The sequence below is a fragment of the Solirubrobacter deserti genome (assembly GCF_027587175.1).
In the GTDB taxonomy this organism is placed as follows: Bacteria; Actinomycetota; Thermoleophilia; order Solirubrobacterales; family Solirubrobacteraceae; genus Solirubrobacter; species Solirubrobacter deserti.
In genome coordinates, this window is the sequence record NZ_JAPCID010000081.1 from 1 (window position 1) to 26,238 (window position 26,238).

Below are 26,238 nucleotides of genomic sequence, written 5' to 3' on the forward strand. Positions count from 1 at the left end.
GCGAGCGGGTCGGCGGCGGCCGCGGCGGCGAGCTCGTCCAGGCGCAGCTCGCGGCCCACCGGTGGCGCGGCGCCCATCCGCCAGTGCTCGGACACCGACGCCAAGCCCGGGTACTGCGTGTTGAGCGCGGCGAACAGGCGGCCGACGTCGGCGACCATCGCCTCGCCCGGGCGCGTGGTCGGGACGTGCCGGACGGTGCCGACGACCTTCACGCGCGTCTGGCCGCCGCCCGGCAGGCGCAGCACCAGGTTCCCGCGGGTGCGGGCGGCCAGCGCGGGCGTCGCGAGGACGGGAATCGGCTCGCGCGCGGCGGGCTGCTGCGGGCGGATGCCGAGGTAGCCCGCCACGCCCGCGATCGAGTACGAGAACGTGCCGCCCGTGAACGAGCCGGCGCTTGACGGGACCCAGTCGAAGAAGTCGGTGAGGGTCGCCCGCCGGCCGTCCGTGAGCCTCGCCTGCAGGTCGCCCGGGATGACCTCCCCGAGGTCGCTGGTGCCGCTTCCGCCCGGGCCGAGCGCGACCTCCAGCGCCACGATCTTGCCGCCGCGCTCGGCGCGCCCGACCGGCGCGGTGAGCGTGTGACGCCCCGGCGGCAGCTCGTCCACGCCGTAGCGCGTGAACGTCCCGTCGGGCCGCTGCACCGCGAGCTGGATGACGGCGCGCGCGCCGGTGAGCGTGAGCGGCAGCTCGATCGCGCGCGCGTCTGCGGGCAGCTCCACGCCGTCGACGAGCAGCCCGTTCGGGTCGCCCTCGAGGCGCTCGGCGAGCGTGCCGATCGGCACCGCGCTGAAGTCCTCCCGCCACCCGGGCAGCCGCGGCAGCGCCTCCGCGCCGACCCCGAGCAGCTGCACCGGCAGCGGCCGCCCGAGCGTCTCGGCCGTGATCCGCACGACCGGCGTCTGGTCGGCCGTCGGGCGCGCCCCGGTCACCGGCGCGAGCGCGCGCACGTCCGCGGCCGTCCGGTAGGCGGCCTGGTCGAGCGCGCCCTGCTCCAGGGTGCGCGCGTGCCCGAGCGCGAACGTCCCCGCGGCGGCCGCGACCGCCACCCCCGCGACGGCGGCCGCCCCCCGCGCCGGCTGCCGCGCCAGCGCCACCAGCGCGAGATACGGCGCCACGGGCAACCGCTCCGCCGCCCGCGCGAGCGCGCGCAGCACCGCCGGCACGACCCGCAGCGCGAGCAACCCGCACGCCAGCGCGGCCGCGCCCGGCCCGAGGATGAGCACCGGATCGACCGTCCCGCCCGCCGCGAGCTCGGCCGCGTCGACGCTTCCCCGTGATGCCGCCTGCCACACGAGCCCACCGAGCACGACGACGCACACCGCCTCGAGCACCACCCGCACACCACGCGACTGCGCCCCGGCGAGCACGCCGCCGATCACCGCCACGGCCGCACCGAACAGGGCCAGCGCGAGCACGAGCGAGGCCGGCGTGAAGAACCCCTCGCGCAGGACGTCCGCGAGCGACGCGCCCGCGCCCGGCGAGGCCGCGACGGCGGCGAGCGCGGTCACCCCCAGCGCGATCGTGGCCCCTGCCAGGACGCCCACCAGTGCGGGCACGGCCGCCTCGCCCAGCACGAGCGCGGCCAGGTGGCGGCGGCGGGCGGCCATCGCGCGCAGCCTCCGGAGCTCCGCGGCGACGTCGTCGTGGCGCTCGGCGGCGGCGAAGGCGGCGAACGCGAGCAGGATAGTGGCGGCCAGGCCGGCGACGATCAGCGCGAACGCGGCCGCGGCCTCGCCGCGCGCGAGCTCGGCGGCGATCGGGGCGGCCGGCAGCGTGACCTGCGCGCCGTCGACCGTGCCGGCGAACGCGTCCTGGACGTTCGTGAGCCCGTCGAGCACGGCTTCGGCGTTCCAGGGATGCACGTCGGCCGGGTCGATCACGCGCGTCCACGCGAACGTGCGCGGCAACCCGTTCAGCGCCCGCAGCGCGAGCAGCGGCTCGACCGCGCCGGCGACCAGGAACGTCGCGCCCGCGTCCGGCCGCCCCGGCGGGGGCGGCAACGGACCGAGCGGTACGCCGTCCAGGCGCCCGCGGCCCACGACCTGCAGGCGCGCGCCCTGCACCCGCAGCGCCGACGGTGCCCGCCCGGCGACGGCGACCACCTCGCACACGCGCTCGTCGCAACGCGCCGGAAGCCGCCCGGCGCTCAACCGCACGAACCCGCTCAACCCGTCGACGCCCGCGAGCACGACCGACTGCCGCCCTACCGCCCGGCCGCTGAAGCGCACGGCCCGCGCGCCCGCGCCCGGGAAGTCGCCGCGCACCTGCGCCTGCAACCCCGCCAGCACGGGGGCGCCGCCCTCGCGCTCCCCCGCGCGCCCCACGGTCAATCGCAGCGCCCGCTCGGGCGCCGGAGCGTCCGCCAGCATGCGCGCCATCGCCGTGTCCCGCGCGACGAGCGTCAGCGGCGCGGCCGCCAGCACCACCGCGGCGGCGCAGGCCACGCCGACCGCGACCGCGACCAACGCCCCCGCCCGCCGGCGGCACCGCGCGACGACCAGGCCGAGCACCGCGAGCACGCGGCGAATCTAAAGGGGCCAGACCCCTTTAGGAAGCAACCGCAATGTGGGCTTCACAAACGCGGTCCGACGAACCTAAAGGGGTCAGACTCGTTAATGTTTCTTTAGGTTGGCAGCGGCCAGGAGTGCACCGGCTCGTTGGAGTGCATGTGCTCGCGGTAGCGGACGGTCATCTCGCGCAGGGCGTCGGCGCGGTCGAGCCGGTCGTAGAGCCGGTGGAAGGCCGCGGCCTGCCACGAGGCGCCGTTGACGCCCTCGACGCAGCGCCGCTCGACGATCTCCAGCAGCCGGTCGGCGTCACCGGAGTCGACCCCCCAGCGCGACAGGCCGTCCCGGGCCATCGGGAGCAGCCGCCGGAGCACGAGCTCGGTCGCCGGGACTTCGCCGACGCCCGGCCAGTACACGCGCGCGTCCAGCCCGTCGCGAGCGCCGGTGTAGAAGTTGTCGCACGCCGCCGAGAACGACATCTGCGTCCACACGGGGCGATCGTCGTCGCACAGCACGCGAATGAGCCCGTAGTAGAACGCGGCGTTCGCGAGCGTGTCGACGATCGTCGGCCCGGCCGGCAGCACGCGGTTCTCCACGCGCAGGTGCGGCCGCCCGCGCGCGATGTCGTAGATCGGCCGGTTCCAGCGGTAGATCGTGCCGTTGTGCAGCCGCAGCTCCTGCAGCTTCGGCGCCCCACCGGACTCCAGGACGGCCATCGGGTCCTCGTCCTCGACCACCGGCAGCAGCGCCGGGAAGTAGCGGACGTTTTCCTCGAACAGGTCGAAGATCGACGTGATCCAGCGCTCGCCGAACCACACGCGCGGCCGCACGCCTTGGGCCTTGAGCTCCTCCGGCCGCGTGTCGGTCGTCTGCTCGAACAACGCGATCCGCGTCTCGCGCCACAGCTCGCGCCCGAAGAAGAACGGCGAGTTGGCGCCGATCGCCAGCTGCACGCCCGCGATCGCCTGCGCGGCGTTCCAGTGCGCGCCGAAGGCGGCCGGATCGACCAGCTGGTGCAGCTGGACGGACGTGCAGGCGGCCTCGGGCGCGATCGTGTCGGCCAGGACCGCGAGCCGCTCGACGCCCCGGATGTCGATCTCCAGGTCCTCTCCGCGCGCCGCGAAGATCTGCTCGTTGAGCAGCTTGTAGCGCGGGTTCGCCGACAGCGCCTCACCGTTGAGCAGCGTCTCGGTGATCGTCGGGAGGATCCCGATGATCATCATGTGCGCGTGGGCCTTCTGGGCCTGCTCCTCGGCGTGGTTGAGGTCACGCCGGACGGTCTCCTCGAGCTCGGCGAAGACCTTCCCCTCCAGCTTGCGCGGCGGGATGTTGATCTCGATGTTGAACTGCGCCAGCTCGGTCTGGAAGTCGTCGTCCGCGATCAGCTCGAGCACGTGCGTGTTGGCCAGCGCCGGGTCGCCGGTCTCCTCGGTCAGGTTGAGCTCGATCTCGAGCCCGATCGAGCGCTTGTCCGGATCGAAGCGCGCCTCCGCGAGCATCTGCGCGAAGACGTCCAGGCACAGCTTGACCTTGTCGCGATAGCGCTGGCGGTTCTCGCGGCTGAAGGTGGTGTCGGCGACCTCGTCGCCCATACGCTCGTCCCCCTAGTCGATCACGATGCCCACGGTGATGCGGGCGACCTTCCCGTCCGTGATGAGGAAGTCGGTTACCCGCTTCCCCGGCGCCAAGTCACCCGTGTGGCACGAACGGATCGTCTCGAACGTCTCGCACTCGACGCCGGGCACGTTCGCGGTCACGTCGGCCTCCGTCGATCCCACTCCGACGCCCTTCGCCGTCCGGTCGCCGAGCCCGGTCGTCTGCACCGACGTGACGTTCGAGCGCCCCTGGAAGAACACGCGCAACCCACCGTCGTAGGTGTACCGGACCCACGGCCCGAACTCGTTGCGCCCACCGGCCACCTTCGCGGGCTTGCCGAGCGCCGCGCGCACGTCGGCGCGCGAGGCGCCCAACCGGGCGCCGGCGATCCCCCGGTCGAGCTGGATCATCGCGACGGCGTCCGGTGCCGCAACGAGGAAGACCACCAGGGCGAATAGGCTCAGACGTCGCATGCCGGGAAGGTACTGATGAGCGCGACGCCCGCAACCACAGCCCTGGACAAGGCGAAGGTCGCCTACACGACCCACGTCTACGACCACGACCCCAAGCACGAGTCGTACGGCCTCGAGGCCGCCGAGCGACTGGGTCTGGACTCCGCCACCGTGTTCAAGACGCTCGTCGCCTCCGTCGACGGCGAGCTGACGGTCGCGATCGTCCCCGTCGAGCGTCAGCTCGACCTCAAGGCGCTGGCCAGCGCGCGCAAGGCCAAGAAGGCCCAGATGGCCGACGTCAAGCAGGCCGAGCGCACGACGGGCTACGTCGCCGGGGGCATCTCGCCGCTCGGGCAGCGGAAGGCGCTGCCCACGGTGCTCGACGAGAGCGCCGCCGACCATCCCACCATCCACGTCAGCGGCGGCCGCCGCGGCTTCGAGATCGAGCTCGACCCGAACGAGCTCATCCGCCTCACGCGCGCCGTCACGGCGCCGATCAGCGCACCCCCTCGGCGCTGAGCCGGAGCACGTCCTCGGCGTTCGTCTCGGTCACGAACTGCGGGCCGGTCGGGATCAGCGATCCCTTGCCGGGAAACACCTGGTGGCGCGCCTGCTCGGCCAGCAGGATGACCGGCAGAAAGCCCTGCAGGTACGGCTGCTGGTCGACGGCGAACAGCATCTCGCCGTCGCGGACGGCCTCGAGCACCTCGGGGCTGAGGTCGAACGTGGCGAGGGTGATGCGCGACCGCGGCCCGCTGGCGCTGACGGCGTCGATCGCCGGCTTCGCCGCGCCCGGCCCGAGCGTGACGACGCCGTCGACGTCCCCCTCGGTGATCGCCTCGGACATCCGCCGCTGCGCGGTCGCGGCGTCCTGCAGCGGCACCGACAACGGGCTCACCGTCCCGCCGCTGCGTCGCAGCCCGGCCTGCAGCCCGCGGCAGCGCTCGTCGAGCCCCGCGTTGCCCGACTCCTGGTTGACGCACAGCGCCCGCCGTACGCCCGCCTGGGCCAGGCGCCGCCCGGCCTCCACGCCCGCCTTGTACTCGGGCTGCCCCACGTGTGCGAGCACGCCGAGCCGCTTGAAGGCGTCGCTCCCGCTGTTAATCGTAATCGTCGGGATGCCCTCGGCGACCGCGCGCTCGATCGACGGCCCGACCGCCTCGGCGTCCGGCACCGAGACCACCAGCCCGTCGGGGTGGTCGGCGACGGCCTGGTCGATCAGCTGGCGCATGCGGTCGATCGAGAACGAGTCGGGCGCGCGGTAGGAGACGGCCGCACCCGTCTGGCGCCCCGCGTCCTGCAGCCCGCGGCGCACGACCGTCCAGAACTCGTCGCTGGCCTGCCCGTGCGTGACGAACACGATCCGCGAGCTGGCGATCCGGACGCCGCGCGACTGCTGGTCGGGCGTGTCGCGGGGCGCGCTGTCGTCCGTGCGCACCACGATCTCGCGCGCCGGCTCGGTCGTCTCCTTCCCGCACCCGGCGACCACGAGCAGCGCGAGCAGGATCAGCCAGCGCCTCACGACTGTGGCTCCGGCGGCAGCGGGTGGACGGGCCACGCGCGGATCTCGGACGCCTCGGCCACCAGTGACCCCGCCTCGATCGGGATGTGCGCCTCCAGCCGCGTGCCCTCGCCGGGCGGCGAGTGCACCTGCAGGCGCCCGTCGAGCACGGCGAGCCGGTCGATCAGGCCGCGCAGCCCAGTCCCGCCCGCGACGGTCGCGCCGCCCTTGCCGTCGTCGGTCACGACGACCACGACCTCGCCGCCGTCCTCGTACACGCGCACGCTCGCGCGGCGGGTGTCGGCGTAGCGGATGACGTTGGTCAGGCCCTCGGCCACCACGAAGTACGCGGCCGCCTCGACGGGTGCGGGCAGGCGCTCGGGCAGCTCGACGCTCGCCTCGACCTCCAGCGGCGCGCGCGCCACCAGCGCCTCCACCGCGGCGCCCACGCCACGCTCGGACAGGAACGCGGGATGGATGCCGCGCGCGAACTCGCGCAGCTCGGCCAGGGCCGAAGCGAGCTTCTCGCCGATCTCGTCGACGGTGCCGGACAAGCCGCTGTCGCCCAGCCGCGCCTTGAGCATGCGCAGGTCCAGGGCGAGCGCGACGAGCTGCTGCTGCGCGCCGTCGTGCAGGTCGCGCTCGATTCGGCGGCGCGCGTCGTCGGCGGCCTCGACGATCCGCAGCCGCGAGACCCGCAGCTCCTCCACCCGCGCGCGCAGCTCCGCCTTCAGGCGCTCGTTGTCGATCGCGAGCGCGGCGGCGGAGGCGGCGGCGGAGACGAGCTCGGGGGTCGCGTCGAGCTCCGCGTCGTGGATGATCGCCGCCACGCGCGTGCCCTCGTGCTCGACCGCGGTCCACGTGCGCCCGGACTCCGGCTCGGGCAGCTCGACCTTGCGCCCGGCCTCGTCGACGAAGATCTCGCGGTCGGGCAGCCAGTAGGCGATGTTCAGCGAGCGGTCGCCGAGCCGCTCGGCCAGCATCTCGCGCACGGGCCCGCTCTCGACGGCGCGGGTGGCGAGCAGCCGCCGCGCGATCGCGCACATCGCGCCGCCGATGCCCTCCAGCAGCGCGATCGAGACGATCGTCGCCGGGAACGCGAGCAGGCACAGCGCGATCCCGACCGCCGGGCCGAGCTCCCACGGCCCGACCAGCCGGCCGTCGCCGCCGTCGAGCCCGCTCACACCGAGGCCGGCGAGCACGATCGCCAGCAGCGCGGGCGCGAGCCCGAGGCCCAGCGCGACCAGCGTGATCGGCAGCTTGAGCAGCAGCATCGCGGCGACCCGCCAGTACGTGCGGTTGCCGAGCTGCTCGCGGACGCCGCGCGCGGACGGGGGCGGCGGGACCGGCGGCATGTGGGACTCGAGCAGCCGGTTCGCCTGGCGCCGCTCCCCCTCGGCCAGCCGCCACGTGAGCCGCGCCGTGCCGACCAACAGCGGCAGGCCGACCCACAGCGGCGCGAGCAGCACGCCGAGCGCGAGCCCGCCGCCGATGACCAGCAGGTACGCGACCCCCTGCCCGAGCCCGACGAACAGGTACAGCAGCGTGCGGCGCGCGGCGCGCAGGTGAGGCGAGAGGTCGATCGCGGCCGTCATGCGGCTTCGACGGTCACGTCGCCGGCAGTGGAGAGCGCCTGGATCTCGTACGGCGCCTCGTCGGTTCCGATCAGCCCGCGCGTGCGGACGTCGCCCGTGTCGCTCTGGGCGTCGATCGTGTAGCGGGCGGCGGGGACGACAGCGTGCACGTCGCCGGTGGTGGAGCGCAGCTCGAGGCGGTCGGCCGAGCACTCCGACACGGTCGTGACGTCGCCGCTGTCCGAGACGGCGCGCAGCGAGAAGCCGCAGAAGCCGGTGGCGCGGATCGCCCCCGAGCCGGTCGAGATCTGCACGCTGGCGCGCACGCCGGCCAGATCCACGTTCCCGCTCGAGGTCTCGATCACCAGGGGAACGTTGTCCGGGACCGTCAGCCGGTAGCTGACGCGGCAGGAGCCGAGGACCTGCTCGGGGCAGCGCGAGGTGATGCTCACGGTGCCGTCCTCCACACGCGGCTCGCCGGTCGACGGCTTGCCGAAGGAGAACTCGTCGGTGCGGGTCATCTCGATGCTGGAGGCACCGCCGTCGATCTCCACGTCGGCCTCGCCGAGGTCCAGTCGCAGGCCGTTGACGTCGCCGAGGATGCGGTAGGGCGTGGTGCGCGTCTCGTGCGAGGCGATCGACCAGACCGCGAGCGCGGCGGCGACCAGCACGAGCACCAGCGCGGAGGCAGCGACGAGCCACCACCAGGCCACCGGAGCGGGCCCAGGTGTGCTGTCCGACTGCCGCGCCTGGACCGGCGCATCCTCCGTGATGCTCACGCGCGTAACCGTAGAGGTGTGAAGGGTGCGGCTGTCCACACCATCGCTGGCATGGAAGCCGTAGCCATCCCCCCTACGGGGGGTGGAAGGATTCACATCGTTCCCTAAAGGACTCTGCAGCAGGGCCCACGGATGGGCCACTCTCTCCTCGCACCGGCCCCAGGGCGCCCTTTCCCCCACCGACGTCCGCCGGCCGGCTCGCACTTCAGGGCCGTCGCGTCTGACCAGCGCGGCGGCCCAACTCCCCCTGAGGGCCCGTCCCGGAACTTATGAGTTCTCAAGGTTCGGGCAAGGTGGCGCCAAGGTTGCACCGCCAGGCTGTCTCCAGTTCCTCTCAAGAACGCTCCGGCACCGGGGACGTCCCCTCTCTCCTCCGGCCCCCGCCGCCGTTGCAGCATCAGGGCCGCCGCGTCTGACCAGCGCGGCGGCCCACCCCTCCTTTAGGCTCGCCCGATGAGCCAGACCAAGTTCGTCCTCGGCGAGGACGCCATCCCGACGCACTGGGTCAACCTCCTCCCCGATCTGCCCGGAGAGCCGTTGCCCCCGCTGAACCCCGGCACCGGCCAGCCCGCCGGCCCGGAGGACCTCACGCCGATCTTCCCGATGGAGCTGATCGGCCAAGAGGTCTCGATGGAGCCGGAGGTCGCGATCCCGGACGCCGTCCGCGACGCCTACCGGCTGTGGCGGCCGACGCCGCTGTTCCGTGCGCGCCGGCTCGAGCAGGCGCTCGACACGCCCGCGAAGATCTTCTACAAGTACGAGGGCGTCTCCCCGGCGGGCTCGCACAAGCCGAACTCGGCCGTCCCGCAGGCGTACGCGAACGCGCAAGCGGGCGTGAAGAAGCTCGTCACCGAGACGGGCGCGGGCCAGTGGGGCTCTTCGCTGGCGTTCGCGTGCAGCCTGTTCGGGCTCGAATGCGAGGTCTACATGGTCGGCTCCAGCTACGACCAGAAGCCCTACCGGCGCTCGATGATGCAGACGTGGGGCGCGTCCGTGCACCGCTCGCCGTCGGACCGGACGCAGTCGGGCCGCGCGCAAGCCGAGAACACCACGGGCTCGCTGGGGATCGCGATCTCCGAGGCGGTCGAGATCGCCGCGTCCCGTCCCGACACCAACTACGCGCTCGGCTCCGTCCTCAATCACGTGATGCTGCACCAGACCGTGATCGGGCAGGAGGCGATGGCGCAGCTCGAGCTCGCGGACGCGGTCCCGGACGTGATCGTCGGCTGCGTCGGAGGCGGCTCGAACTTCGCGGGGCTCACGTTCCCGTTCCTGCGCGGGACGCTGCGCGGCGAGAACCAGATCCGGTACGTGGCGGCCGAGCCGGCCGCGTGCCCGACGCTCACGCGCGGCGTCTACGCGTACGACTTCGGCGACACGGTCGGGCTGACGCCGCTGATGCCGATGTACACGCTCGGCCACGGGTTCGTCCCGCCGCCCGTGCACGCCGGCGGGCTGCGCTACCACGGCGACTCGCCGATGGTGTGCGGGCTGGTGAAGGCGGGCGTGATCGAGGCGCGCGCCTACAAGCAGAACGAGACGTTCGAAGCCGCGGTCCGGTTCGCGCGCACGGAGGGCATCATCCCGGCGCCGGAGCCCGCGCACGCGATCCGCGCGACGATCGAGGAGGCGCTGGCCGCCAAGGAGGCCGGCGAGGAGCGCACGATCCTGTTCGGGCTCTGCGGGCACGGGCACTTCGACCTGGCCGCGTACGACGCGTACCTGGCCGGGACGCTCGAGGACCCCGAGTTCTCGGAGGAGAACCTGCAGGCCGCGCTCGCCGCGCTGCCCGAGAACGCTCCTGCGCTGAGCTAGACGAGGTGGGCGAGTCGCCGCTCGGCGCGTCCCGACATGTGGCGCGCGAGCGGGCGGCCGTGGGGGCCGGCCGGGCCCATGAGGGCGAAGAACGCGGCGATCCGGGTGCCCGGATCACGGCTGGTGATGTCCACGCGATCGGCGAGATCGCCCATCAACGGCAGGCCGAGGCCCACGCCGGGGCTGTCCACGCGCGGGCGCATGCCCAGGCCGTCGTCGTCGACCGCGACCTCGACGCCATGGTCATCCAGGCTCGCCGAGACGTGGACGCGGCCGGGGACGTCCCGGTCGCGATAGGCATGGACGACGGCGTTGGTGACCGCCTCCGACACAACCACTCCAACCGCATCCTTGTCGACGGCGATCCCGCTGAGTGCGTTCAGCACCGCTCGGCGCGCCTGGGACGCGCTGCGGGGCTCCGCCGGCAGGTCAACGTCGAGCAAGGTGGCCTCCACAACCGTGCTCATGCGAACGGGTATGCCCGCCGGTGACGGCTTTACACCTTCTGCCAAGTCATGAACCGAACCGGTTACGCAGCCGCTCCAGGAACGCGGCCTGCGCCGGATTGATGCGTTCGGCCGCAACGTCCAGGGGAAACCACTCCGCCCGGTCGACCTCCGGGAAGTCCTGGAACTTGCCGCTGCGCGGCGGCCATTGCATCGAAAAGGTGTTGGAGACGACCTGGCCGGCGTCGAGGTCGCCCTCGAGCGCCCACGCCTGCACGACCTTGCCCGCCTTCTGCTTGACCGTGCCGAGGTCGGTCAGCTCGCCCGGTGACGGTTGGGAGCCGGTCTCCTCGCCGAACTCGCGGATCGCGCACGCCATCGCGTCCTCGCCCTCCTCGTGCTCGCCCTTGGGGATCGACCACGCGCCGAGGTCCTTCTTGGCCCAGAACGGGCCGCCCGGATGCACGAGCAGCACCTCGAGCGGGTCGCGGCGGAACAGGAGGATCCCGGCGGAGCGCTTGGCCATGTGTCACAAGTCTGGCGGGTCGCGCTCCTAAGGAAGCGATGGACGCCGACGACATCGGGAGGCTCTACGGCCTGCACGCGCGCGGACTGGTCGCGTTCTTCGCGCGCCGCACGTTCGACCCGCAGGTCGCGAGCGAGCTGATGGCCGAGACGTTCGCCGCCGCCGTCGCCGACCGGCGGGCGTTCCGCGGGTCCGGCGACGACGCCGCCGCCGGCTGGCTGTACGGGATCGCCCGCCACCAGCTCTCGGGCTGGTACCGGCGCGCCGCCGTCGAGCGGCGGATGCTCGGCAAGCTGGGCCTGGAGCCGCCGGTGCTGAGCGATGTCGAGTACGAGCGCGTCGAGGAGCTCGCGGGCCTCGCGGAGCTGCGTGCACGGGTGGCCGCGCTCGTCGGCGACCTCCCGCCCGAGTCGCGCGAGGCGCTGCGCCTGCGTGTGCTCGAGGAGCGCCCGTACCCGGAGGTCGCGGCCGCGCTGGGCATCGCCGAGCCGGCAGCGCGAGCGCGCGTGTCACGGGCGCTGCGCGGCCTGGCCGCGGAGCTCGAGAGCGAGAGGAACGCAGCGTGACCGCGCGCGACGAGCCGCGCGGCTGCGGCGCGGCGGCCGGCGGCGACCTCCCGGCGCTCGCGGCCTTCGGCGACGCGCTCGTCGCAGCCGCCCGGCGGGACGAGCTGCCCTCCATCGAGGCGTTCGGCGAGCGGCTCGTGGCCCGGGCGCGCGAGCCGCGGCGGCGGCGTTGGCGGTCCGTTGCGGTGGCGTTCGCGGTGATGGTGCCCGTGGCGGCGACGTCCGGCGCGGCGACCGCGGTCGTGCTCCGGCAGACGGTCGTGGAGGCGCCGGTGCCCGAGCAGGTGCCGGACGAGCAGACGCCGCTGGCGGGCACCGCCGTGGTCACCCCGCTGCGGGCACCCGACCCGGACGGTGGGCCGCCGTGGGCGCTGCGCGTCGCGCGCTCGAAGACCGGCTTCACGTGCACGACGGTCGGCCAGGTCCGGGACAACGTGTTCGGGCTCACCGGGCTCGACGGCGTGTTCCGGCGGCTCCCGGGCGAGCTCAGCGACGCGTGCGGACAGGGCGGGACGCTCACGGGCGCGCGCGTAATGGCCGCGGACGAGCTGCGCGATGTGCGTTCGGTCGTCTACGGCGTCGCCGGTGAACGGCTGCGGAGCGTGACGCTGCGCACCGCGACCGGTGACCGCAAGCTGCGGGTCGGCCCCGGCGGAACGTACGTCACCGTGCTGCGCGGCTATCCGGAGGACCACCAGCTGTCGTTGAGCCTCGCGTTCGCGGGCGGGCGCGCCGAGCGCCACAACCTCGGCGACGCGCGCCCGACGATCACCGACCCCGCAGGCGCGCAGGCGTGGGAGACGATGCGCTACGCGATGGGCACGCGCTGGCGCTGCGCGTTCGTCCAGCAGGCGCGCGGGAGCGGACCCGCGCGGGTGAAGACGCCGACCGCGTGCCTCGGCCTGCGCACCAGCACACGCGCGTGGGTCGCCGACGCGCGCACCATCCGTCCCGGCCAGCAGGGCGTGAAGGGCTTCGACCAGTGGACGTGGCAGGACACACCGGCGCGCACGGTGGTCTACGGGGTCGCGCGCAGCAACGACGCCGTGCGCAAGGTCGTGCTCCACGGCGCCGGCCCTCCGCAGGCGCTCGACGTCTCCAAGCAGGGCGCGTTCGCCGCCGTGCTCGCGCCCAGCGTCAAGCCCGACGGCCTCACGCTCGAGGTCACGCTCGCGGACGGCACCGTGGAGCGCGGTCGCCCCGGCGAGGGCCTCGTCCCCGACCCCGTCGAGTCCCGGAGGCCCCGATGATCGCCCGCCTCGCCGTGGCCGCGACCCTGCTCGGCTCCGCCGTCGGCGCCACCGCGGTGCTCGCCGCCGACGAGGACCCGCGGCCGCGCACGCGCCCGCCCGCCGTCGACGCCGCCGCCGCCGCGTCGACGCCCGAGCAGGTCAAGCCGGACCCGCTCCCCGTCGAGCGCCTGCGGCTCGTCGCCCGAAGTGACGACCCCGGCGGCGCGCACCCGTGGGCCGTGCGCGAGTACGACTCGCGCGACCACAAGCAGCGCGTGATGCGATGCTGGGAGCTCGGGCGCCTGCAGGGCGAGCGGTTCGGCTGGGTCGACGGTCACGGCGCGTTCACCCTTCACGCGCCGGGCCGCTACGAGCTCCCGACGACTTGCTACACGGCCAAGCACCTGGACAGCTACGGCACGGGCGTCTCGCGCATCACCACCATCACGTACGCGCCGGGACGCTCCCCGCAGCCGGGCCGCACCGTCACCTGGGGACCGGTCGACGATGACGCCGTGGCCCTCACGCCGGCGGGCGAGCCGCGCATCGCGATCGGCGCGGAGCACGTCGTCCTGCAGGTGCGACCGGGCGAGGCGCCGCCGCTGCGCCGCGGCGTGGTCGAGCGCCGCGACGGCACGCGCACACGGTTCAACTACGCCTCGGAGCCGCCGCGCCGCGGGCGTGAGCGGCCCGTCGCCGGGACGCAGAGCGTTGCCGTGCGCTCGCCGGACCCGGCCGGCGGCGAGCCGTGGGGGATCGTCATCCAACGTGGCACGCGGGGCGGCGTATGCGTCACCGGGCCGGACCGGCTGATCGGCACACAGCCGGGCTGGGTCGATTCCCGGCTCGACACGTTCGCGTCGACGGCCGGCTTCCCACCGGCCTGCGGCCTGCGCGTGCCGACGCGCAGCTATCCGATGCGGCTCACGACGATGCTCTCGAGCATCCCGCAGGGCGACGACCGCGGGAAGATCGAGCGCCGCACGCTCGACAACCGGCTCGTGTTCTCCGGCCGCGTGCACAGCACGGTCGAACGGGTGACCATCCGCACGCCACGCGACGTGCGCACGCTGATCCCCTCCAACGGTTTCGTCCTCGCCGTCTACGACGGCCAGTTCACCGGCGGCAAGGCCACGGCGACCGCCCACCTGCGCGACGGCCGGGAGGTGACGCGTTCGCTCTACGTAGGATGAGCGCGGATGGGCCTGCAGGAGGACCTGATCGCCGCGCTCGACGCCGACCGCGTCGTCACCGGCGCCGACGAGCTGCGCCGCCACGGCACCGACGAGGGCTGGCACCCGCCCGCCGCACCGGACTTCGTCGTCTATCCGCGCGACACCGAGGAGGCGGCGCGGGTGGTCCGGGTCTGCAAGGCGCACGCGGCGCCGATCGTCCCGTTCGGCGCGGGCACGAGCCTCGAGGGCCACGTCGCCGCGCTGCGGGGCGGCGTCTGCGTCGACACCGGCCTCATGAACCAGATCCTGCGGCTGTCGGTGCCGGACATGGACGTCACCGTCCAGGCCGGCGTCACGCGCCGCCAGCTGGATCAGCGGCTGCGCCCCGAGGGCGTGTTCTTCTCCGTCGACCCCGGCGCGGACGCGAGCCTCGGCGGCATGGTCGCCACCGGCGCCTCCGGCACCACCTCCGTCCGCTACGGCACGATGCGCGAGAACGTCCTCAGCCTCACCGTCGTGACCGCCGACGGCGAGATCGTCCGCACCCGCTCGCGCGCCCGCAAGTCCTCCGCCGGCTACGACCTCACGCGCCTGCTCATCGGCAGTGAAGGCACGCTCGCCCTCATCACCGAGATCACGCTGCGCGTCCAGCCCACGCCGGAGTCGATGACCGCCGCCGCGTGCGCGTTCGGAACCCTCGACGCCGCCGTCGACACCGTCATCGAGGTGCTCGCCCACGCGCTCCCGGTCGCGCGCATCGAGCTGCTCGACGAGGTCCAGATCGACGCCGTCAACCGCCACTTCGACCTGCAGCTGCACGTGGCGCCCACGCTCCTGCTCGAGTTCCACGGCACGCCGGCCGAGACCGAGGCGCAGGCCAAGGACGTGCAGGCGATCGCCGGCGGCCACGGCGCGCTCGGCTTCGACTGGGCCGCCGACGAGGCCGAGCGCCGGCGCCTCTGGCACGCCCGGCACGGCGCCTACGAGGCCGGCCGCGCGCTGCGGCCGGGCTGCGAGGCGTTCACCACCGACGCCTGCGTTCCCATCTCCAACCTCGCCGCCTGCATCAAGGAGACCAAGGCCGACCTCGACGCCTCCGGCCTGATCGCGCCGATCCTCGGCCACGTCGGCGACGGCAACTTCCACCTCACGATCCTCGTCGACCCCACCGACGAGAGCGAGCTGCGCCGCGCCCGTGCACTCAACGACCGGCTCGTGCGGCGCGCGATCGCCTATGACGGCACCTGCACCGGCGAGCACGGCGTCGGCTACGGCAAGATCCCGTTCGTCGAGCTCGAGCACGGCCCCGCCGCGCTGGCCATGATGCGCGCCGTCAAGGCCGCGCTCGACCCCGCCGGCCTGTTCAACCCCGGCAAGGTCCTAGGACCGTTGCCGGATTGAACCCGGCCGCTCACCGCGTAACGTTCTGAGGGCCTTGGAGAGCACCGCCTTCCGCACGCTCAGCGACGTCGTGCTGGCGATCGCCGCCGACCACCGGGTCGACTCCGTGCTGCAGCGGATCGTGGACTCCGCGCGCGAGCTCGGCGGCGCGCGCTACGCGGCGCTCGGCATCCCGGACGGCGACGGCGCGTTCGCGCGCTTCATCACGTCCGGCATGAGCGACGAGCTGATCGAGGCGATGGGCCCGCTGCCGCGCACGCACGGGATGCTCGGCGCGATGCTGCACTCGCCCGAGCCGCACCTGACCGAGGACATCACCGCCGACCCGCGCTTCCGGGGCTGGTGGCCCCGCGCGCACCCGCAGATGCGCTCGTTCCTGGGCGTGCCGATCGTCTCCCGCAGCGAGGTGATCGGCGCGATCTACCTGACCGAGAAGGACGCCGGCTTCTCCGAGGAGGACCAGCGCCTGATCGAGCTGCTCGCCGCCCACGCCGCGATCGCCATCCAGAACGCGCGCCTGCACGAGCGCTCGCGCGAGCTGAGCATCGTCGAGGAGCGCAACCGGCTCGCGCGCGACCTGCACGACAACGTCACGCAGCGGCTGTTCGGCGTCAAGCTCGCGGCCGAGTCGGCGCTCACGCTGCTCGACCGCGACGCCTGCGCGGCGGGCGTGGAGCTCAAGCGCGTGCGCGACCTCGCGTCGGGCGCGATGGAGGAGCTGCGCGCCGTCGTGTTCGAGCTGCGGCCCGCTTCGTTGGAGGCCGAAGGGCTCGCGACCGTGCTGCGCAAGCACGTCGAGGTGCTGCGGCGCGTGACCGGGCAGGAGATCGACCTGAAGGTGTGTGACGTGCCGCGTCTGAGCCCCGAGTGCGCGACCCAGGTGCTGCGGATCGCCCAGGAGGCGCTCGGCAACGCGGTGCGCCACGCGGACGCCACCCGGATCGAGGTGCGGCTGTGCGGGCGCACGCTGACCGTCACCGACGACGGCGTCGGCTTCGACCCGGAAGGGCCCGAGGTGCGCGGCCAGCGGCTCGGGCTGACGAGCATGCAGGAGCGCGCGATCGAGGCCGGGGGCGCGCTCACCGTCCGCAGCGAGCGCGGCCTGGGCACGACCGTGGAGCTGACGCTATGATCCGCGTCCTGCTCGCCGACGACCACGCCGTGGTGCGCCAGGGGCTGCGCACGTTCCTCGATCTGCAGGAGGACATCGAGGTCGTGGCCGAGGTGGGGGACGGGCAGGCGGCCGTGGACGCCGCGCGGCGCACGGACCCGGACGTGATCCTGCTCGACCTCGTGATGCCGGTGCTGGACGGGGTGGGCGCGCTCAAACACCTGCGGGAGGGCCGAGCGCGCACGATCGTGCTGACGAGCTTCGGCGACGACGACAAGCTGTTCGCCGCGCTGCGCGCGGGCGCCGCGGGCTACCTGCTCAAGGACGTCGAGCCCGCGGAGCTCGTCGACGCGATCCGCTCGGCGCATGACGGCCAGGCTCCGCTCTCGCCCACGATCGCCACGCGCGTGGTGGAGGAGATCGCCGCCGGCGGTGGCGCGCCCGCGCAGGTGGACGACCTCACGCCGCGCGAGCGCGACGTCCTGGTCCTGATCGCGAAGGGCCGCTCCAACAAGGTCATCGCGCTCGAGCTCGGCGTGGCCGAGAAGACGGTCAAGACGCACGTCTCCCACATCCTCGCCAAGCTCGACCTGACCGACCGCACCCAGGCCGCCCTCTACGCCGTCCGCCACGGCCTCGTTTCCTAAAGAGGGACTGTCCCTCTTTAGGAAACGGTCCTAGGCCCAATTCCCGATGGTGGGCGGGCAGGGCCGGGCGTAGCTTCGTCGGCATGCCCACCGCCATCGTCACCGGCGCCTCCCGCGGCCTGGGGCTCGCGCTGGCCCGCGCCCTCGCCGACCGAGGGTGGCGGCTCGTCATCGACGCGCGCGTCTCCGGTCCGCTGGACGAGGTCGCAGCCGAACTGGAAGACGCGATCGCCATCCCCGGCGACGTCACGGATCCTGAGCACCGCGCGGCGCTGATCGCCGCCGCGGGCGACGACCTGCAGCTGCTGGTCAACAACGCGTCGATCCTCGGCCCGAGCCCGCAGCCCAAGCTCGCCGGCTATCCGCTCGACGCGTTCGAGCAGGTGTACGCCGTCAACGTCCTCGCGCCGCTGGCGCTGATTCAGCTCGCGCTCCCGCACCGCCCGCGCATCGTGAACATCACGTCCGACGCGGCCGAGGAGCCGTACGAGGGCTGGGGCGGGTACGGCTCGGCGAAGGCCGCGCTCGACCACCTGACCGCCGTGCTCGCGATCGAGCACCACGACCTGCGCATCTACTCGGTCGATCCCGGCGACATGAACACCCGCCTGCACCAGGAGGCGTTCCCGGGGGAGGACATCTCCGACCGCCCGCCGCCCGAGGCGAGCGTCCCGGGCATCCTCGCGCTGATCGAGGGCGACCTGCGCTCCGGTCGCTACCGGACGTCCGAGCTCGGAGCTCTCACATGACCGCGCTCGCCGTGGCGCCCGACCACACGCGGCTCCTGGTCAGCCAGGGCGAGCGCCTGATCCACACCGACTTCGACTCCCTCCCCACCCACTTGCGCGCGGGTGACCTGCTGATCGTCAACGCGTCGGCGACGATCCCGGCGGCGTTGCCCGCGCGCAGGCCCGACGGCACGGCCGTCGCGCTCCACCTCTCCACTCCGCACCCGGACGGCTACGTGGTCGAGGTCCGCCGGCACGGGCAGCGCGCGACGGCCCGCGCGGAGACGCTCACGCTCCCCGCCGGCGGCCGGGCCACGCTGCTCGCGCCCTACCTCAGCCCCGGCCGGCTGTGGGTCGCGCGGCTGGAGCTGCCGGAGCCGCTGCTGGAGTACCTGCACCGCCACGGCGCCCCGATTCGCTACGCGCACGACACCTCCGCACGCCCGCTCAGCGACTACCAGACGATCTTCGCCACCGAGCCCGGCAGCGCCGAGATGCCGAGCGCGGCGCGCCCGTTCACCAAGGACACGCTGCGCGCGCTGCGCGCGGCCGGCGTGAGCGTGCAGCGCATCACGCTCCACACGGGCGTCTCCTCGCAGGAGCGCGGCGAGCGGCCCTACCCGGAGCGCTACCGCGTCTCCGCGCACACGGCGCGCCGGATCAACGAGCGCCGTGGCCGCGTGATCGCGGTCGGGACGACGGTCGTGCGCGCGTTGGAGACGGTGGCGGACGAGGACGGCCGCGTCCATCCGGGCGAAGGCTGGACGAGCCTCACGATCACGCCCGAGCACCGCGTGCGCGTCGTCGACGGCCTGCTCACCGGCTGGCACGATCCCGACGCATCGCACCTGCTGATGCTCGAGGCGATCGCCGGCGCGGACGTGCTGCGCCGCGCCTACGCCGCGGGCGCGGGCTACCGCCGCCACGAGTTCGGCGACTCACACCTGATCCTGCGCCGCTAGGCCGCGTCGGCGAGCTGCGCCAGGGTGTCGCGCAGGATCCGCGACACGTGCATCTGCGAGAGCCCGACGCGCTCGGCGATCTCGCGCTGCACGAGGTCCTCGACGAAGCGCAGCCGCAGCACCTCGCGCTGGCGCGGCGTGAGGCTGCCGGCGAGCTGCTCGATCCAGACGGCGTCCTCGACGCGGTGCAGGCCCTCGTCGTCGCGGCCGAGCAGGTCGGCGAGCCCGCCGTCGGCGGCCTCGTCGCGGGTCGCGACCGGGGCGTCGAGGCTCGCGAGCCGCGAGGCGCCCTCGGCCAGCCGGGCCTCGGTCACCTCCTCGACGCTCATCCCCGTCGCGTCCGCGACCTCGCCGACGCTCGGGTAGCGCCCGAGCTGCGCGCGCATCTCCTCGCTGACCTTCTCCACGCGCGCGATCGCCTCCTGTGTCCCGCGTGAGACGTGGATCGTCCACGTGCGGTCGCGGAAGTGGCGCTTGAGCTCGCCGAGGATGGTGGGAACGGCGAATGAGGTGAACGCGATGCCCCGGGCCGGGTCGTAGCGGTCGACGGCCTTGACGAGGCCGAGGTTGGCCACCTGGCACAGGTCGTCGAGCGGTTCGCGCGCGTGGCGGTACTGGACCGCGAGCGAGCGCGCGAGCGGCATGTGCATCTCGATCAAACGTGCGCGCGCGTGTCCGTCACCTTCGCGCGCCCGCCGCCAAAGGTCCCCCGTGAACCGCATAACCTCCGCGACCCTACGGCTCGAAACCTTTGCGCCACGTGAACGCGGTCATACAGGCGACCGTGACGTCCCTCAATAGAACACCGTCTTCGTGATATGTGCGAAACCCTCGCTGTAGGGCGGATTCTGGCCGCGGTTCCAGAGCCAGTTGTCGAGCGTGCGCGGGGGGACGCCCGCCCGCTGCGCGAGCTGCTCGCAGGCGTGCACGGCGCACGCCCGCAGCTCGCGCTCATACTCGCTGCCGGCGGGCAGCTCGAGCTGGTGGTCGACGGCGTGGGCGAGCGCGTCGTCGTAGATCAGCACGCCGTCGACGCGCAGCACGTGCGGGACGAGGTTGTCGGCGAAGATCGTCAGCGCGTCGACGTCCGGGAAGTCCACGACGCCAGCGAGCTGGAGGTCGTTGGCGGCGATCTGCGCGCGCTTGTAGAAGCCGTGGTCGGCGAAGAACGGCATCGCGGTGAGAGCGCGGGCGAGCCCGTCGGCGGTGGCGGGGATCGGGTGGTCCGGAAGCCAGGCCCCGAGCTGGTTGAGCGCCTCGGCGTACAGATGCGTCAGCTGGTGGCTGGGCTCGAGGGCGAGCGTGGCGGCGACGGTCGGAGCGTCGAGCGCGTGCAGCTGCTCCGCCGTCCAGGGACCGTGCGCGCGGGCGTGGGCGGTGAGGCGCTCCGTGATCGCGTCGGTGGTGGTCGACAGCTCTCCGAAGAAGCCGGACCCGAAGTTGATCGCGTCGAGGATCAGGACGTAGCGGGTCACGTCCTCCGGGCGGCCTTCGAGGAAATGCAGCTCGGGGTCCAGGCCGGCGATCCCGTCCAGCTCGACCGGCGCGTCGAGGTCGATCCTCACGTGGCGCGCGGAGGTCGCGATCTGGGCGCAGTGGCGGCGGACCTCGTCGGCGAGCACAGCGCGACAGGCTACGGTCTTGGACCGCATGCGTCGCCTGGTCGTACTTCTGACGCTCCTCGCGGTCGCCGGATGCGGCGGCGAAGACGAGCCCGCCACCCCGCCGTCCTCGCGCCCGGTCACGGTTGCGCTCGACTTCGTCCCGAACCCCGTGCACGCGCCGATCTACCTGGCGGGTGACGCGGTGCGCATCCAGACGCCCGGCTCCGGGCCGGACGGGCTCAAGCTCGTTTCGAGCGGGAAGGTCGAGCTCGGCGTGCTGGACATCCACGACCTCGCGATCGCGCGCGCGGCGGGGACCGACGTCGTCGCCGTCGGCGCGCTCGTCGGCAAGCCGCTGGCGGCGCTGGTCGCGCAGCCGTCCATCGCGCGCCCGCGGGACCTCGAGGGACGCACGGTCGGCGTGTCCGGGCTGCCCTCGGACCCGGCCTTCTTGAACGCGATCGTCTCCCACGACGGCGGCGACCCGTCGAAGGTCGAGCAGGTCACGATCGGGTTCAACGCGGTCTCGCGGCTGCTGACCAAGCGCGTCGACGCCGTGCCGGTGTTCTGGAACGCGGAGGGCGTCGCGCTCAAGCAGCGCGGGCTGGACGCGAACGAGTTCCGCGTCGAGGACTACGGCGCGCCGCCGTATCCGGAGGTCGTGTTCATCACCTCGCGCGCGACGCTGGCGAAGGAACGTGAGCGCCTCACGAGCGCGCTGCACGCGATCGATGCCGGTATCGACGAGGCGCGTGCGCGCCCGGACAAGGCGGTGGAGGTGATCGCGGAGGCGGCCGAGACCGACGACACCGCGCTCGTGCGGGCGCAGCTGGACGCCGTGCTGCCGCTGTTCGCCGACGACCTGAAGCTCGACCGCGACGTGCTCGAGCAATGGGCGGACTTCGACGCCGAGATCGGTCTCGTCGAGGAACGTCCGGACGTGGGGCAGGCGTTCGACTTCACGCTCCGCAGCGCGGGGTAGCGAGGTCGGATGATCGGGGTGGGGCGGCGGGGATGTCCCGACCTCGTGATTGGGGCGCCCGGACCCTGTCACTGTCCGGGCTGCCTCCGATCTCAGCGGGGGCCGCTCAGCGGCCACCAGGCTTCAGAGCCGTGGTGTGACGAGCAGAAGCTCGCCGCCGGGGTATTGCCCTAACGGGTCCGGCGGATCTTCCATTGCCTGCCCGCAACCTTCGCGCAGATGCGTCAATCGCGCAACCCGTCTTGTCAGCGCGCGGTCGTCTGCGGCGTGACCGGCTTGGCTTCCGGCGCGGTGTCCGTCCGGCCGGACTCGACGGTCAGCGTCCAGTCCTCGATCGTGCGGCCCGGGACCTCCTTCTTGCCGATCGACTTGGTGCCGAGCAGCTCGCCCGTGTCCGGGTCGAACAGGAACAGCGTCCGCCACGCCTCGTCGTCGAACTGGATGCCGACGCCCGTCCGCTTGAGCGGGTCGGTGGCCTTGGGGATCAGCTCCGCGCCCGGCAGGCTCCTGAGCACGCCGTAGAGCGCGACTTTGACCTCCTGCGGCGTGCCGGCGAACGACAGCAGAGCGCCCGCGTAGGCCGTGACGATCACGTTGTCGCGGTTCTCCAGGAGCGTGCGCAGCTGGACCGGGTCGGTCGGCAGCGCCTTGATCTCCTTCATGCTGAGCCCGATGACCTCGACGTTGTCGAGCGCGTACGGCTCCTCGTTGTACGGCGGCCTGGGCTTCCCCTTCCACGCCAGCTTGTCCGCGGGCGTGGGGAACGTGGCCTGGTCGTCGTGGACGAGCTCCTTCCCCACGCCGTCCCCGTTGGCGTCGATCCACTGCTCGGACTCGTGCGGGATCACGGCGACGTAGTCCTGCCCCATGTGCGAGGTGTAGGAGATCTGCTTGAGATACGCGTACCGCCCGCTTTCCCCGGCGGCGCCGGCGACCTTGCCCTGCAGGTCGGAAAGCACGGTCGCCGCGCTGGCGGGGGCGGGCTGGATGATCGCGGGCGTCTTCCCGCCGGGCAGCGCGACGCCGAGCGTGACGGCGGTGGTGGCCAGCGCGACGGGCACGAGCACGAGCGCGCGGCGCGGCCGCTTCCGGGGCGCCGCCGCCGGGCGCGTCTCCTCCGCCAGCAACCCGTGCAGCCGGATGTCCATGCGTGCGCCCTCGGCCGCGGTCGGCGCGGCGTCACGGGCCGGGTCGGCCTGGGCGATCTCGTCGATCATCGTTCCTCCAAGGCGGTCATGGACGCGAGCGCGGGGCCGCTCTCGTCGTCGTGCAGGGCGGTGTGCAGGCGCCGGCGCGCGCGGTGCAGGCGCACGGCCGCGGTGCCGCGGCGGCAGCCGAGCGCGGCGGCCGCCTCGGCGAGCGTGAGGCCTTCCCACGCGACGAGCAGGACGAGCTCGCGGTCCTGGTCGCTGAGCTCGGCGAGCGCGCGGGCGAGGTCGGTGCGCAGGCCGACGGCCTCCGCGAGATCCGGCGCGGCGGGCGCGGCGTGGGCGGCGGCGCGCTCGGCCAGCGCGTCCCGGCGATCTCCCGCCCGCCGGTGGTTGGCCAGCACCCGGCGGGCGACGCCGTACAGCCACGGCAGCGGCTCGTGCGGCACCTCGCCGGCGCGCCGCCACGCGACGAGGAAGACCTCCGTGACGAGATCCTCGTGGTCGGCCGGCGAGCGGCGCTTGAAGTAGCGCCACACGTCGTCGCGGTGCGCGGCGTAGAGGGCGTCGAAGTCGGTCACGTCCGCCTCGCGATCGGCGAGGGCGCGGGGCGCCGCCGCCTGCCGCGATCACTGGCGGGCGCCGGGCACCGCCGCTCGCGGCGCGCACCCGCGGATGCCGGGCGCCGGTGGGGTTCCAAGTCGGTCACATCCAGGCTTGTGTCCGGCACCGGCCGAACCGTTACGTCTGCCCGAGCGGAAGCGCGGCGCGCACGGTCGTGCCCGCGCCGGGCGTGGATTCGAGCGTGAGCCGGCCGCCGAGCGCCTCGACCCGGTCGGCGAGCCCGCGCAGGCCCGTGCCGCCGCCGGCCTCGGGGTCGGCGCCGCCGCGGCCGTCGTCGGAGATCTCCACGCGCAGCTCACCCGCCTCGGTCGCCATCCGCACGCGCAGCTCGGTGGCGTCGGCGTGCTTGACGGCGTTCGTGAGGCTTTCGGCGACGACGAAGTACGCGGCGGCCTCCAGCGGCTCGGCCAGCCGGCCCTCCGGCACGCCCTCGAGCGCGACCGGCAGCGGGGAGCGCGAGGCGAGCGTCTCCAGCGCGGGCGCGAGGCCGCGGTCGGCGAGCACCGCCGGGTGCAGGCCGCGCGCGAGCTCGCGCAGCTCGGCCAGCGCCTGCTCGAGCTCGAGCGCCGCGGCGCGCAGCATCGCGACCGCCTTGTCGGGCTCGCCCAGCCGCTTCTCCAGCACCCGCAGCTGCACGGCGAGCGCGACCAGCCGCTGCTGCGCGCCGTCGTGCAGGTTGCGTTCGAGCCGGCGGCGTTCGGTCACGCCCGCTTCCAGGATCCGCACGCGTGAGGCCTTGAGCTCGGCGCGGGCCTCGGCGGACTCCAGCGCCAGCGCGACGAGCTCCGCGAAGCCGGCCAGGCGGTGCTCGGCCGCCTCGCCGAGCACGTTCGCCGAGGCCACGAGCACGACGCCCCAGATGCGCCCGCCCGGAACGACCACCGGCGCGGCGACCGCGGACCGGTACCCGGCCGAGGCCATCATCTCCGCCGCGTAGCCCTTCACGCCCCGGTAGTCCTCGACCCGCGCCGGCTCGCCCGTGCGCGCGACCAGTGCGGTCACGCCGTCGCTGTCGGTGAGCGGCACGACGGTGCCGACCTCGAACCCGCCCAGGTCGTCGTCGGCCCAGCGGCCCACGGTCACGGCGAAGTCGCCCTCGTAGCGGATGGTCGCGGCGCTGCGCGCGTGCAACAGCCGGCCCGCCTCCTCGGCGACGACGCGGAAGATGTCCTCGGGCTCGGGGTCGCTCGCCACCAGCGTCGCGACGCGCCGCAGCGCCGACTGCTCCTCGGCGAGCACGGCCAGCGCCTCATAGGCGCCGGCGTCGAGCACGAGCCCGATCAGCGCGTCCCCGAGCGCGAACAGCGTGCCGGAGATGGGCATCCGGTGCGGCGCCGCGATCCGCACCCGCCGCGGCGCACCCGTCCCTTCGACCATCGCGCGGACCTCGGCCGCGAGCGCCGCGTCCTCGATCACCCGGCCCATCTGCACGCCCGTGGCCATCGTGAACGCGGTGTTCGCGTAGACCGCGCGCAGCTGCGCGTCGAAGCACCCGATCGCGGCGGGCGTCGCGTCGAGCAGCCCCCGCAGGGCCGCGGAGGTCAAGGCCGGGCCGCGCATTGGGGCTAGACGCTAGCTACGAAAGGGGATCGTGTGCCCCCGACAGCAGTTCCGGGGGCACACGCCGAGACGGATCGTACGCCATGCTCAGGTCGTCCATACCGCTCAAGGGTCTAGAGATCGACTACTTGGAGGTCTGGGACGCGCGTCTGCAACGCCTCGGTCAACACGCGCCGGTGGCAGCCCGCGGGGTCGGCCTCCAGGCACAGCAGCGCGGTCGGCGGCGCGTGCTCGAGCTCCGTGGCGAGCCCGTCGAGCGCGTCCGGCGCGCTCTGCTCGATGTGGGTGAGAAACGCGGACGCCGCCTCCTCGGTCCGCCCCGCGTGGAACAGCCAGCGCATGTCCGCGGGCGTGCCGAGCTCGCGCCGGTGCTCGTACGCGATTCCGTGCGCGCCCAGCAGCTCGGACAGCCGCGTCTTGGACATCCCGGGCCGCCGGGACTGCGGCCGGAAGCGCACGTCGATCACGCGTTTGACGTCCGCGGCCTCGAGCTCGGCGACGAGCTCGGCCGGCAACAGCCGCTCGTACCCGATGGTGAAGATGGTCGCCACGCCGCCAGGCTATCGGCCGTCCCGCCTGACAGCGGGATTGCAGAGGCCGCACGTGAGCGCTTCTAGGTTGGACTTCGATGCGCCGTGTGGTGTTGCTGCTCCTTGCCGTTTTCGTGTTCGTACCCGTCGCCCTCGCGCAGGACGAGGGCACGCTGCGCGACCGGATCGGCGACGGCAAGTCGCGCGAGCGGTCCCTGGCGAGCGCGGCCGAGCGGCTCGGCGAGCTCGAACGCAAGGCCGCGCGCGAGGTCACGATCCTCGAAGGCCGCCTGAGCGCCGCGCAGCAGGACCTCGACGAGGCCGAGACCCGCCTTGCGGCCACCGAGCAGCGCGAGGTTGAGGCCCGGCGCCGCGTCACCCGCCTGCGCAAGCGGCTCGCCGATGTCCGCGAGAAGCTCGCCGGCCTGCTGCGCGAGCGCTACATGGGCGACCGCCCGGACTTCGTCACCGTCGTCTTCCACGCCGACGGGTTCCCGCAGCTGCTGGAGACGCTCGCGTTCGTCAAGCGCGTCGAGCGCGCCGACACGAACGTGCTCAACCTCGTCCGCGACGCCCGCGGCGAGGCCGGCACCCAGCAGCGCGCCCTGGCCCGCCTGGCCGCCCGCCAGGCCCGTGAGCGCACGGCCGTGCTCGCCCGCCGCAACGCGCTCGCGAGCATCACCGCCGGCCTGCGTGAGCGCCGCGACACGATCGCCCGCGCCCGCGCCGCCCGGGTCGGCGCGCTCGACCGCACCCGCTCCGGCCGCCGCCC

The 26,238-nt window shown here is 73.8% G+C and carries 26 protein-coding genes; 12 read left to right on the forward strand and 14 right to left on the reverse strand.

The features are described 5' to 3' along the window. The 3 genes from OJ962_RS32525 to OJ962_RS32535 form a co-directional block, all read right to left on the reverse strand. Positions 1 to 2,519: FtsX-like permease family protein (locus tag OJ962_RS32525; RefSeq protein WP_270006887.1), on the reverse strand; the 2,519-nt coding region annotated here is incomplete at its 3' end. A gap of 104 nt (positions 2,520 to 2,623) precedes the next feature. Continuing rightward, positions 2,624 to 4,099 carry a glutamate--cysteine ligase family protein gene (locus tag OJ962_RS32530; RefSeq protein WP_202955566.1) on the reverse strand — a complete coding sequence of 492 codons (1,476 nt, stop codon included), beginning with the start codon at positions 4,097 to 4,099 and terminating at the stop codon, positions 2,624 to 2,626. A 12-nt stretch (positions 4,100 to 4,111) separates the two neighbouring features. Then, positions 4,112 to 4,576 (reverse strand): hypothetical protein, encoded by a 465-nt coding sequence (locus OJ962_RS32535; protein ID WP_202955565.1) that lies wholly within the window; start codon positions 4,574 to 4,576, stop codon positions 4,112 to 4,114. A 15-nt stretch (positions 4,577 to 4,591) separates the two neighbouring features. Between OJ962_RS32535 and ybaK the strand changes: the two genes are divergently transcribed. Further along, a complete protein-coding gene (gene ybaK, locus OJ962_RS32540) occupies positions 4,592 to 5,074 on the forward strand; it encodes a Cys-tRNA(Pro) deacylase (protein WP_202955564.1) in 483 nt (160 codons plus the stop codon). Here the strand turns inward: ybaK and OJ962_RS32545 are convergent. The 3 genes from OJ962_RS32545 to OJ962_RS32555 are packed head-to-tail and all read right to left on the reverse strand — an operon-like array spanning position 5,052 to position 8,409. Continuing rightward, entirely contained in the window at positions 5,052 to 6,077 is a 1,026-nt protein-coding gene (locus tag OJ962_RS32545; RefSeq protein ID WP_202955563.1) for a sugar ABC transporter substrate-binding protein, read from the reverse strand. The two genes, ybaK and OJ962_RS32545, sit on opposite strands and share 23 nt — an antisense overlap. Beyond that, entirely contained in the window at positions 6,074 to 7,651 is a 1,578-nt protein-coding gene (locus OJ962_RS32550; protein ID WP_202955562.1) for a sensor histidine kinase, read from the reverse strand. The genes OJ962_RS32545 and OJ962_RS32550 overlap by 4 nt, the downstream gene beginning before the upstream one ends. After that, positions 7,648 to 8,409 carry a DUF4097 family beta strand repeat-containing protein gene (locus OJ962_RS32555; protein ID WP_202955561.1) on the reverse strand — a complete coding sequence of 254 codons (762 nt, stop codon included), beginning with the start codon at positions 8,407 to 8,409 and terminating at the stop codon, positions 7,648 to 7,650. Before OJ962_RS32555 ends, OJ962_RS32550 begins: the two co-directional genes overlap by 4 nt. Before the next feature lie 453 nt (positions 8,410 to 8,862). Here OJ962_RS32555 and OJ962_RS32560 point away from each other — a divergent pair, with 453 nt between their 5' ends. Next, positions 8,863 to 10,224 carry a TrpB-like pyridoxal phosphate-dependent enzyme gene (locus tag OJ962_RS32560; RefSeq protein WP_202955560.1) on the forward strand — a complete coding sequence of 454 codons (1,362 nt, stop codon included), beginning with the start codon at positions 8,863 to 8,865 and terminating at the stop codon, positions 10,222 to 10,224. Here OJ962_RS32560 and OJ962_RS32565 read toward each other — a convergent pair. Together OJ962_RS32565 and OJ962_RS32570 are read right to left on the reverse strand one after the other, a co-directional pair. Beyond that, positions 10,221 to 10,691, reverse strand: a complete 471-nt coding sequence (locus tag OJ962_RS32565) for an ATP-binding protein (RefSeq protein ID WP_202955559.1) — start codon at positions 10,689 to 10,691, stop codon at positions 10,221 to 10,223. The two genes, OJ962_RS32560 and OJ962_RS32565, sit on opposite strands and share 4 nt — an antisense overlap. A 46-nt stretch (positions 10,692 to 10,737) precedes the next feature. Then, a complete protein-coding gene (locus tag OJ962_RS32570; RefSeq protein ID WP_202955558.1) occupies positions 10,738 to 11,196 on the reverse strand; it encodes an NUDIX domain-containing protein in 459 nt (152 codons plus the stop codon). A 38-nt stretch (positions 11,197 to 11,234) separates the two neighbouring features. Between OJ962_RS32570 and OJ962_RS32575 the strand changes: the two genes are divergently transcribed. The 8 genes from OJ962_RS32575 to OJ962_RS32610 all read left to right on the forward strand — a co-directional run bounded on the left by OJ962_RS32575 (position 11,235) and on the right by OJ962_RS32610 (position 19,018). Further along, entirely contained in the window at positions 11,235 to 11,762 is a 528-nt protein-coding gene (locus OJ962_RS32575) for an RNA polymerase sigma factor (RefSeq protein WP_202955557.1), read from the forward strand. Next, on the forward strand, positions 11,759 to 13,012 hold the full coding sequence (locus OJ962_RS32580; RefSeq protein ID WP_202955556.1) for a hypothetical protein: 1,254 nt from the start codon (positions 11,759 to 11,761) through the stop codon (positions 13,010 to 13,012). Before OJ962_RS32575 ends, OJ962_RS32580 begins: the two co-directional genes overlap by 4 nt. Continuing rightward, entirely contained in the window at positions 13,009 to 14,187 is a 1,179-nt protein-coding gene (locus OJ962_RS32585; RefSeq protein ID WP_202955555.1) for a hypothetical protein, read from the forward strand. Before OJ962_RS32580 ends, OJ962_RS32585 begins: the two co-directional genes overlap by 4 nt. A 6-nt stretch (positions 14,188 to 14,193) precedes the next feature. Further along, complete coding sequence (locus tag OJ962_RS32590; protein WP_202955554.1) at positions 14,194 to 15,570, forward strand: FAD-binding oxidoreductase; 1,377 nt, start codon at positions 14,194 to 14,196, stop codon at positions 15,568 to 15,570. A gap of 34 nt (positions 15,571 to 15,604) precedes the next feature. Continuing rightward, the gene (locus OJ962_RS32595; protein ID WP_202955553.1) at positions 15,605 to 16,702 is read left to right on the forward strand and encodes a GAF domain-containing sensor histidine kinase; all 1,098 of its coding nucleotides are present in this window, start codon (positions 15,605 to 15,607) and stop codon (positions 16,700 to 16,702) included. Beyond that, positions 16,699 to 17,328, forward strand: coding sequence for a response regulator (locus OJ962_RS32600; RefSeq protein ID WP_202955552.1), 630 nt, complete (start codon positions 16,699 to 16,701; stop codon positions 17,326 to 17,328). Before OJ962_RS32595 ends, OJ962_RS32600 begins: the two co-directional genes overlap by 4 nt. 83 nt (positions 17,329 to 17,411) lie before the next feature. Further along, positions 17,412 to 18,077 (forward strand): SDR family NAD(P)-dependent oxidoreductase, encoded by a 666-nt coding sequence (locus tag OJ962_RS32605; protein WP_202955551.1) that lies wholly within the window; start codon positions 17,412 to 17,414, stop codon positions 18,075 to 18,077. Beyond that, the gene (locus tag OJ962_RS32610) at positions 18,074 to 19,018 is read left to right on the forward strand and encodes an S-adenosylmethionine:tRNA ribosyltransferase-isomerase (RefSeq protein ID WP_202955550.1); all 945 of its coding nucleotides are present in this window, start codon (positions 18,074 to 18,076) and stop codon (positions 19,016 to 19,018) included. Before OJ962_RS32605 ends, OJ962_RS32610 begins: the two co-directional genes overlap by 4 nt. On the opposite strand, the gene OJ962_RS32615 is transcribed toward OJ962_RS32610, so the two are convergent. Together OJ962_RS32615 and OJ962_RS32620 are read right to left on the reverse strand one after the other, a co-directional pair. Further along, entirely contained in the window at positions 19,015 to 19,740 is a 726-nt protein-coding gene (locus OJ962_RS32615) for a SigB/SigF/SigG family RNA polymerase sigma factor (protein WP_202955549.1), read from the reverse strand. The genes OJ962_RS32610 and OJ962_RS32615 overlap by 4 nt on opposite strands. Positions 19,741 to 19,812: 72 nt before the next feature. Further along, a complete protein-coding gene (locus tag OJ962_RS32620) occupies positions 19,813 to 20,640 on the reverse strand; it encodes a queuosine salvage family protein (protein WP_202955548.1) in 828 nt (275 codons plus the stop codon). Between the two features lie 28 nt (positions 20,641 to 20,668). Here OJ962_RS32620 and OJ962_RS32625 point away from each other — a divergent pair, with 28 nt between their 5' ends. Further along, positions 20,669 to 21,604 carry an ABC transporter substrate-binding protein gene (locus tag OJ962_RS32625; RefSeq protein WP_202955547.1) on the forward strand — a complete coding sequence of 312 codons (936 nt, stop codon included), beginning with the start codon at positions 20,669 to 20,671 and terminating at the stop codon, positions 21,602 to 21,604. 245 nt (positions 21,605 to 21,849) lie between these two features. Here OJ962_RS32625 and OJ962_RS32630 read toward each other — a convergent pair whose 3' ends face one another. The 4 genes from OJ962_RS32630 to OJ962_RS32645 form a co-directional block, all read right to left on the reverse strand. Then, complete coding sequence (locus OJ962_RS32630; RefSeq protein WP_202955546.1) at positions 21,850 to 22,821, reverse strand: CU044_5270 family protein; 972 nt, start codon at positions 22,819 to 22,821, stop codon at positions 21,850 to 21,852. Next, a complete protein-coding gene (locus tag OJ962_RS32635) occupies positions 22,818 to 23,333 on the reverse strand; it encodes an RNA polymerase sigma factor (RefSeq protein ID WP_202955545.1) in 516 nt (171 codons plus the stop codon). The genes OJ962_RS32630 and OJ962_RS32635 overlap by 4 nt, the downstream gene beginning before the upstream one ends. A 160-nt stretch (positions 23,334 to 23,493) precedes the next feature. Continuing rightward, complete coding sequence (locus tag OJ962_RS32640; protein ID WP_202955544.1) at positions 23,494 to 24,936, reverse strand: GAF domain-containing sensor histidine kinase; 1,443 nt, start codon at positions 24,934 to 24,936, stop codon at positions 23,494 to 23,496. A 113-nt stretch (positions 24,937 to 25,049) separates the two neighbouring features. After that, entirely contained in the window at positions 25,050 to 25,487 is a 438-nt protein-coding gene (locus OJ962_RS32645) for a DUF488 domain-containing protein (RefSeq protein WP_202955543.1), read from the reverse strand. 77 nt (positions 25,488 to 25,564) lie between these two features. On the opposite strand from OJ962_RS32645, the gene OJ962_RS32650 reads away from it, so the two are divergent. Further along, positions 25,565 to 26,238, forward strand: a 674-nt coding sequence (locus OJ962_RS32650; protein ID WP_270006888.1) for a hypothetical protein, incomplete at its 3' end; no start/stop codon positions are given.

What these genes read in the sequence shown, in the direction of transcription:
- OJ962_RS32530 (WP_202955566.1), bottom strand. Translation starts at nt 4,099, where the DNA reads ATGGGCGACGAGGTCGCCGACACCACCTTCAGCCGCGAGAACCGCCAG.
- OJ962_RS32535 (WP_202955565.1), bottom strand. Translation starts at nt 4,576, where the DNA reads ATGCGACGTCTGAGCCTATTCGCCCTGGTGGTCTTCCTCGTTGCGGCA.
- ybaK (WP_202955564.1), top strand. Translation starts at nt 4,592, where the DNA reads ATGAGCGCGACGCCCGCAACCACAGCCCTGGACAAGGCGAAGGTCGCC.
- OJ962_RS32550 (WP_202955562.1), bottom strand. Translation starts at nt 7,651, where the DNA reads ATGACGGCCGCGATCGACCTCTCGCCTCACCTGCGCGCCGCGCGCCGC.
- OJ962_RS32560 (WP_202955560.1), top strand. Translation starts at nt 8,863, where the DNA reads ATGAGCCAGACCAAGTTCGTCCTCGGCGAGGACGCCATCCCGACGCAC.
- OJ962_RS32565 (WP_202955559.1), bottom strand. Translation starts at nt 10,691, where the DNA reads ATGAGCACGGTTGTGGAGGCCACCTTGCTCGACGTTGACCTGCCGGCG.
- OJ962_RS32570 (WP_202955558.1), bottom strand. Translation starts at nt 11,196, where the DNA reads ATGGCCAAGCGCTCCGCCGGGATCCTCCTGTTCCGCCGCGACCCGCTC.
- OJ962_RS32575 (WP_202955557.1), top strand. Translation starts at nt 11,235, where the DNA reads ATGGACGCCGACGACATCGGGAGGCTCTACGGCCTGCACGCGCGCGGA.
- OJ962_RS32585 (WP_202955555.1), top strand. Translation starts at nt 13,009, where the DNA reads ATGATCGCCCGCCTCGCCGTGGCCGCGACCCTGCTCGGCTCCGCCGTC.
- OJ962_RS32590 (WP_202955554.1), top strand. Translation starts at nt 14,194, where the DNA reads ATGGGCCTGCAGGAGGACCTGATCGCCGCGCTCGACGCCGACCGCGTC.
- OJ962_RS32600 (WP_202955552.1), top strand. Translation starts at nt 16,699, where the DNA reads ATGATCCGCGTCCTGCTCGCCGACGACCACGCCGTGGTGCGCCAGGGG.
- OJ962_RS32605 (WP_202955551.1), top strand. Translation starts at nt 17,412, where the DNA reads ATGCCCACCGCCATCGTCACCGGCGCCTCCCGCGGCCTGGGGCTCGCG.
- OJ962_RS32610 (WP_202955550.1), top strand. Translation starts at nt 18,074, where the DNA reads ATGACCGCGCTCGCCGTGGCGCCCGACCACACGCGGCTCCTGGTCAGC.
- OJ962_RS32615 (WP_202955549.1), bottom strand. Translation starts at nt 19,740, where the DNA reads ATGCGGTTCACGGGGGACCTTTGGCGGCGGGCGCGCGAAGGTGACGGA.
- OJ962_RS32625 (WP_202955547.1), top strand. Translation starts at nt 20,669, where the DNA reads ATGCGTCGCCTGGTCGTACTTCTGACGCTCCTCGCGGTCGCCGGATGC.
- OJ962_RS32630 (WP_202955546.1), bottom strand. Translation starts at nt 22,821, where the DNA reads ATGATCGACGAGATCGCCCAGGCCGACCCGGCCCGTGACGCCGCGCCG.
- OJ962_RS32640 (WP_202955544.1), bottom strand. Translation starts at nt 24,936, where the DNA reads ATGCGCGGCCCGGCCTTGACCTCCGCGGCCCTGCGGGGGCTGCTCGAC.